Genomic DNA, 3,897 nt, shown 5'->3' on the forward strand with positions numbered 1-3,897 from the left:
ACAGAGTTTGGTTGCCGCATTCGCGGCGGGATCGGCTGCCACAGAACCGTTCCGGCACCGTGACAACTCGGAGAACCCTACGGATCGGCAGGAGGTGTGTCAACCCCGCCAGGTCAAGCCGTTTTCCCCGCTCGCCAACTGGTCGAAGGCGAAGGCGCGGTCGGGCGGTTCGTTGGTCGCGTATTCGATCCGCGCGAGCTCGGCGTCGCAGCAGGGGTCCGCCGTCCGCCCCTGCCTGGAGCCGGACACGATGGGACGGAAGGCGTGCACGTTCTGGGTGCTGGAGCAGTTCCACCGGATGCTGTGCCGGCGGGAACTGTTCGCGAAGAACTCTTCCAAGTGGGGTGACCGCGGGCGAAGCTGCTGGGGAGCGTGGGAGCAGGCCAAGCCCACCGTCCTGGCCTTCCTCGGGCTCCCGGCGGGCGCGGGCGAGCACCTGACGTCGCGGGCCGCGCCGCTGAATGGCACCCACCGTGAGATCACCGGGCGTCTGCCGAACAACGCGCAGTTCGTCTTCGACGACGACGGCCGCCTGCACTTCACCTGCCCTGGAGCCGGAGCCCGAACCAGCCTCCCTGCTCGGCCTGCGCGCGAGGGCTGACCGACCCCGCTGGGCGACGCGATCGCGCACGAGGTGGATCGGCAAGACCTTGCACAGCCTGCGCCTGGCAGGCGAGCCCGGCTACCGCCACCAGGCCAAGGTGCAGGCCAACCGTTCCTCACCAGTGTGCGTGAGTGAGTCTTGTACCCCCTGTTGCGTACTGGGCGCATCCCGAACGGTGTTGGATGCGCTGGGTTCCCGCTTTCGCGTCCCGTTCGGCGCCGGCCCTCCAGGGGGCCGGTCCGTTGCGGGTGGGCGGGTTCTCTCACGCCCCTGGTCACCTGGTCCGGCCTGGGCGGTCCGATGCCCCGCACGATCGCTCCGGTCGTGTGGGGGCGGTGCCGTCCTTCCCCAAGCTCTCAACTCCGTTCGAGCAGGGGATACCCCATCCCGGACCGGGTGCCCGGGGGCGCGTCGCCCGATCGCGATGCCCGCGGCATCGTGACGGGACATCTTCCGGCGCGGGGTGGCCAGCGGTTTCTGCCAGTGCTGGCCACCCCACAGGGAGGTGTAGGCGGGGTCGACCGCGACAATGCTCAGGCCGTGTTCGGCGGCCATGGACACCAGCCGGGCCTTGAGCTTGCCGGTGGGCATGCCGGAGATGAGCTGCCGGAACCGCTTCCGGCCGCCGTGCTTCTCCCGGGTCTTCTCGGCGGTGAAGTCGAGGTCTTCGATGCCGATCGCGGTGACACCGACACGCCTGGCCCAGTGGATCAGCCGGGTCAGGGCGTGGCGGATCTGTGCGTCGCGGTGGCCGGCGGTGCCGGACAGGTCGTAGGGGAAGCGGTGCGGGTCACCGATGGGGTTGCCGTGCTGGTCGAGGCGGTAGGCGGCGAAGTGGTCGGCGTTGGTGTCGACGCCGATCATGCCCCGGGCACGGGCGGTCTCCAACGGGATGGTCCGGACGACGGGGCGTTGCCAGGACGCGGTGAGGTACCAGCGGCCGCGGTCCACGTCGAGGTGGATGCGGTAGGCGACGGCCCGGTTCGCGGCGACGCGGTCGGCCCACTCCGCACCCCGGTGCGCGAACGCGATACGGGAGGCGAGGGTGTACCGGCCGTGCCTGGCATTGGCCAGGTGCGCGAGCGAGGCAGGCAGTCTGATGCTGACCTCGCCGTTCGGGGTGATGCGGATGGTCTCGTTCCCGAACCGCTTACCCGACTCACCATCGGCACCGATGAACCAGTGTTCCGCGTCCCAGCGTTCCCGCCACTGGTCTTCGGTGAGCCGGGCCTGGGTGAGGTGGTGGCGGGTGTTGAGGAGGCGTTTGCCGCCAGCAGAATGCCCGGAACGACATAGGCGATGTACTCGGAGCGGTCCGCACCGCCGCCACCGATGCCCGCGCTCATCACGTCGCCGAAGATGTAGACGAAGAGCAGCAGCATGATCGGCGTGAGCAGCAGGTTCAGGGTTCCGGACGGGTAGCGCCACGCGTGCAGCAGATTGCGGCGCAGCATTGTGTTCGAGTCGCGTACGGCGAGCGAGAGGGCGCTCATCGGACGTTCTCCTTGGGCTGGTTGGGGACGTTGGCTGGGCCGGCCAGGGCGAAGAACACGTCGTCGAGGTCAGGGGTGTGCACGGTCAGCTCGTCCGCCTCGATGCCGGCCGAGTCCAGCCGGTCGAGGATGGAGCGCAGCTCGCGCTGGCTGCCGTCGCTGGGGATCTGCAGCGCCAGCGCCTCGTCGTCCCGGGTGACCTCGCGCAGAGCGGAGGCGGCCGCCTGGTACGCCGCCGGATCGGAGAACCGGATCCGGACGTGCGCGCCGGGGATGAGCCGCTAGAGCTCCTCGGCGCTCCCTTCGGCGGCGATCTTGCCGTCGTTGAGCACGGCGATGCGGTCGGCGAGCTCGTCGGCCTCCTCCAGGTACTGGGTGGTGAGGAAGACGGTCACCCCGTCGGAGACGAGCTCGAAGATGATGCCCCACATGTTGTGGCGGCTGCGCGGGTCGAGGCCGCGGGTGGGTTCGTCGAGGAAGATGATCCGCGGGTTGCCGACCAGCGTCATGGCGAGGTCGAGGCGGCGCTTCATCCCGCCGGAGTAGGTGGAGGCGGGCCTCGATGCGGCTTCCACCAGGTCCGAAGCGCTCCAGCAGCTCGGCGGCGGCGCGAGGATGCCGAGGAGACGGGCGGCGAGGCCACCTGGGATCGGGACGCCGCTGCGATCGGTGGGCTCTATGAAGCCGGGCCTACGGCAGATCACCGTACTGGAGATGGGCGGCGGCCTGGACCCGCTGGCGCTGTTCATCGACCAGGGCGGCCGGATGCTCACCGGCTCAGGCTGGGACCGCATCCGCTGGCGCCGATCTGGATGAGGCGCTCGGCAATCGGCGGGGCCGGGCGGGCCCGCTGTCAAAAGTCCTGCAGGGAGTTGCAGGGCTGGCCGGCCTCGATCCGCGTCACCTGCTCCTGTGAGATGCCCTTCACCGAGGCCAGGGAGACCCGGACGCCCCAGCCTGTGCCGGTCTCCTCCACCGTGTACTGGGGGCGGGAGCGGTTGATGTCGACGGGAAGGACCGGGACGTTGTGGCGGCGGGCGTCGGCGACGATCACCCGCAGCGGCCACATGCCGGGGTCGTGCTCCAGCAGCCCCGCATACAGCGCTGCCGGGTGATGGGCCTTCAGCCACGCGGACTGCAGGGCCGGGGCGGCGAACGCGACGGCGTGCGCGCGGCAGAACCCGTCTCCGAACTAAGCCCCGAGCCTCATGAGTTGGCCGCCTTGTCGAGACGCAAAGCGCAGGCCTAAGCTCGGCGGATGACCTTGGAATGGGAGCAGGTAATTGTTCACTCGGTAGATCCGGTGGCGTTGGGGCAGTGGTGGGCTGAGGCTCTTGGTTGGGTTGTGGTCCACTCCTCTGCTGAGGAGTTCGAGATCCGCCCGGCGCCGGATCGCCTGCCGGGGTTGGATTTTGTCCGGGTTGATGAGAGCAAGACGGCGAAGAGCCGACTGCATCTCGACTTCAGGCCTGATGATCAGGACGCCGAGGTGGCTCGTCTTGTGGCCCATGGCGCACAGCATGTTGATATTGGCCAGGGAGATCAATCGTGGGTTGTCTTGGCAGACCCCGAAGGCAACGAGTTCTGTGTCCTTGGCCAGCGGCGTCAGTAAGCGGGCTGTCCTGCTTGGGAACCCCGAGGAAGGTCGGAGACTTCTTGCGCTCCTCGCGTGCGTCGATTTGAGAAATCTTCTCTTCGGCAGCCGGCCCCGTGAACGCAGAAAAGCCCCGCACCAAAGGTGCGGGGCTTTCCCGGAATAATTGTTCGGCGGCGTCCTACTCTCCCACAGGGTCCCCCCTG

The 3,897-nt window shown here is 68.7% G+C and carries 3 protein-coding genes and 3 pseudogenes; 3 read left to right on the plus strand and 3 right to left on the minus strand.

Going from position 1 to position 3,897, the window contains the following annotated elements:
- Positions 1–229: 229 nt before the first annotated feature.
- Positions 230–593, plus strand: a pseudogene (locus AB0915_RS38535) (Tn3 family transposase); the annotation flags it as partial.
- A gap of 89 nt (positions 594–682) precedes the next feature.
- On the opposite strand, the gene AB0915_RS38540 reads toward AB0915_RS38535, so the two are convergent.
- Both AB0915_RS38540 and AB0915_RS38545 read right to left on the minus strand, forming a co-directional pair.
- Positions 683–2,032, minus strand: a complete 1,350-nt coding sequence (locus tag AB0915_RS38540) for an IS200/IS605 family accessory protein TnpB-related protein (RefSeq protein WP_366695983.1) — start codon at positions 2,030–2,032, stop codon at positions 683–685.
- A gap of 61 nt (positions 2,033–2,093) precedes the next feature.
- Positions 2,094–2,703: pseudogene (locus AB0915_RS38545) on the minus strand (ATP-binding cassette domain-containing protein); the annotation flags it as partial.
- Between the two features lie 72 nt (positions 2,704–2,775).
- Between AB0915_RS38545 and AB0915_RS38550 the strand changes: the two are divergent.
- A complete protein-coding gene (locus AB0915_RS38550) occupies positions 2,776–2,913 on the plus strand; it encodes a hypothetical protein (protein WP_366695985.1) in 138 nt (45 codons plus the stop codon).
- A 40-nt stretch (positions 2,914–2,953) separates the two neighbouring features.
- On the opposite strand, the pseudogene AB0915_RS38555 reads toward AB0915_RS38550, so the two are convergent.
- Positions 2,954–3,280, minus strand: a pseudogene (locus AB0915_RS38555) (DNA polymerase III subunit alpha); the annotation flags it as partial.
- Between the two features lie 75 nt (positions 3,281–3,355).
- Between AB0915_RS38555 and AB0915_RS38560 the strand changes: the two are divergent.
- Positions 3,356–3,709, plus strand: coding sequence for a VOC family protein (locus tag AB0915_RS38560; RefSeq protein WP_366695987.1), 354 nt, complete (start codon positions 3,356–3,358; stop codon positions 3,707–3,709).
- The last annotated feature ends 188 nt before the right edge of the window (positions 3,710–3,897 follow it).

The sequence above is a fragment of the Streptomyces sp. NPDC048411 genome (assembly GCF_040704695.1).
Lineage (GTDB): Bacteria > Actinomycetota > Actinomycetes > Streptomycetales > Streptomycetaceae > Streptomyces.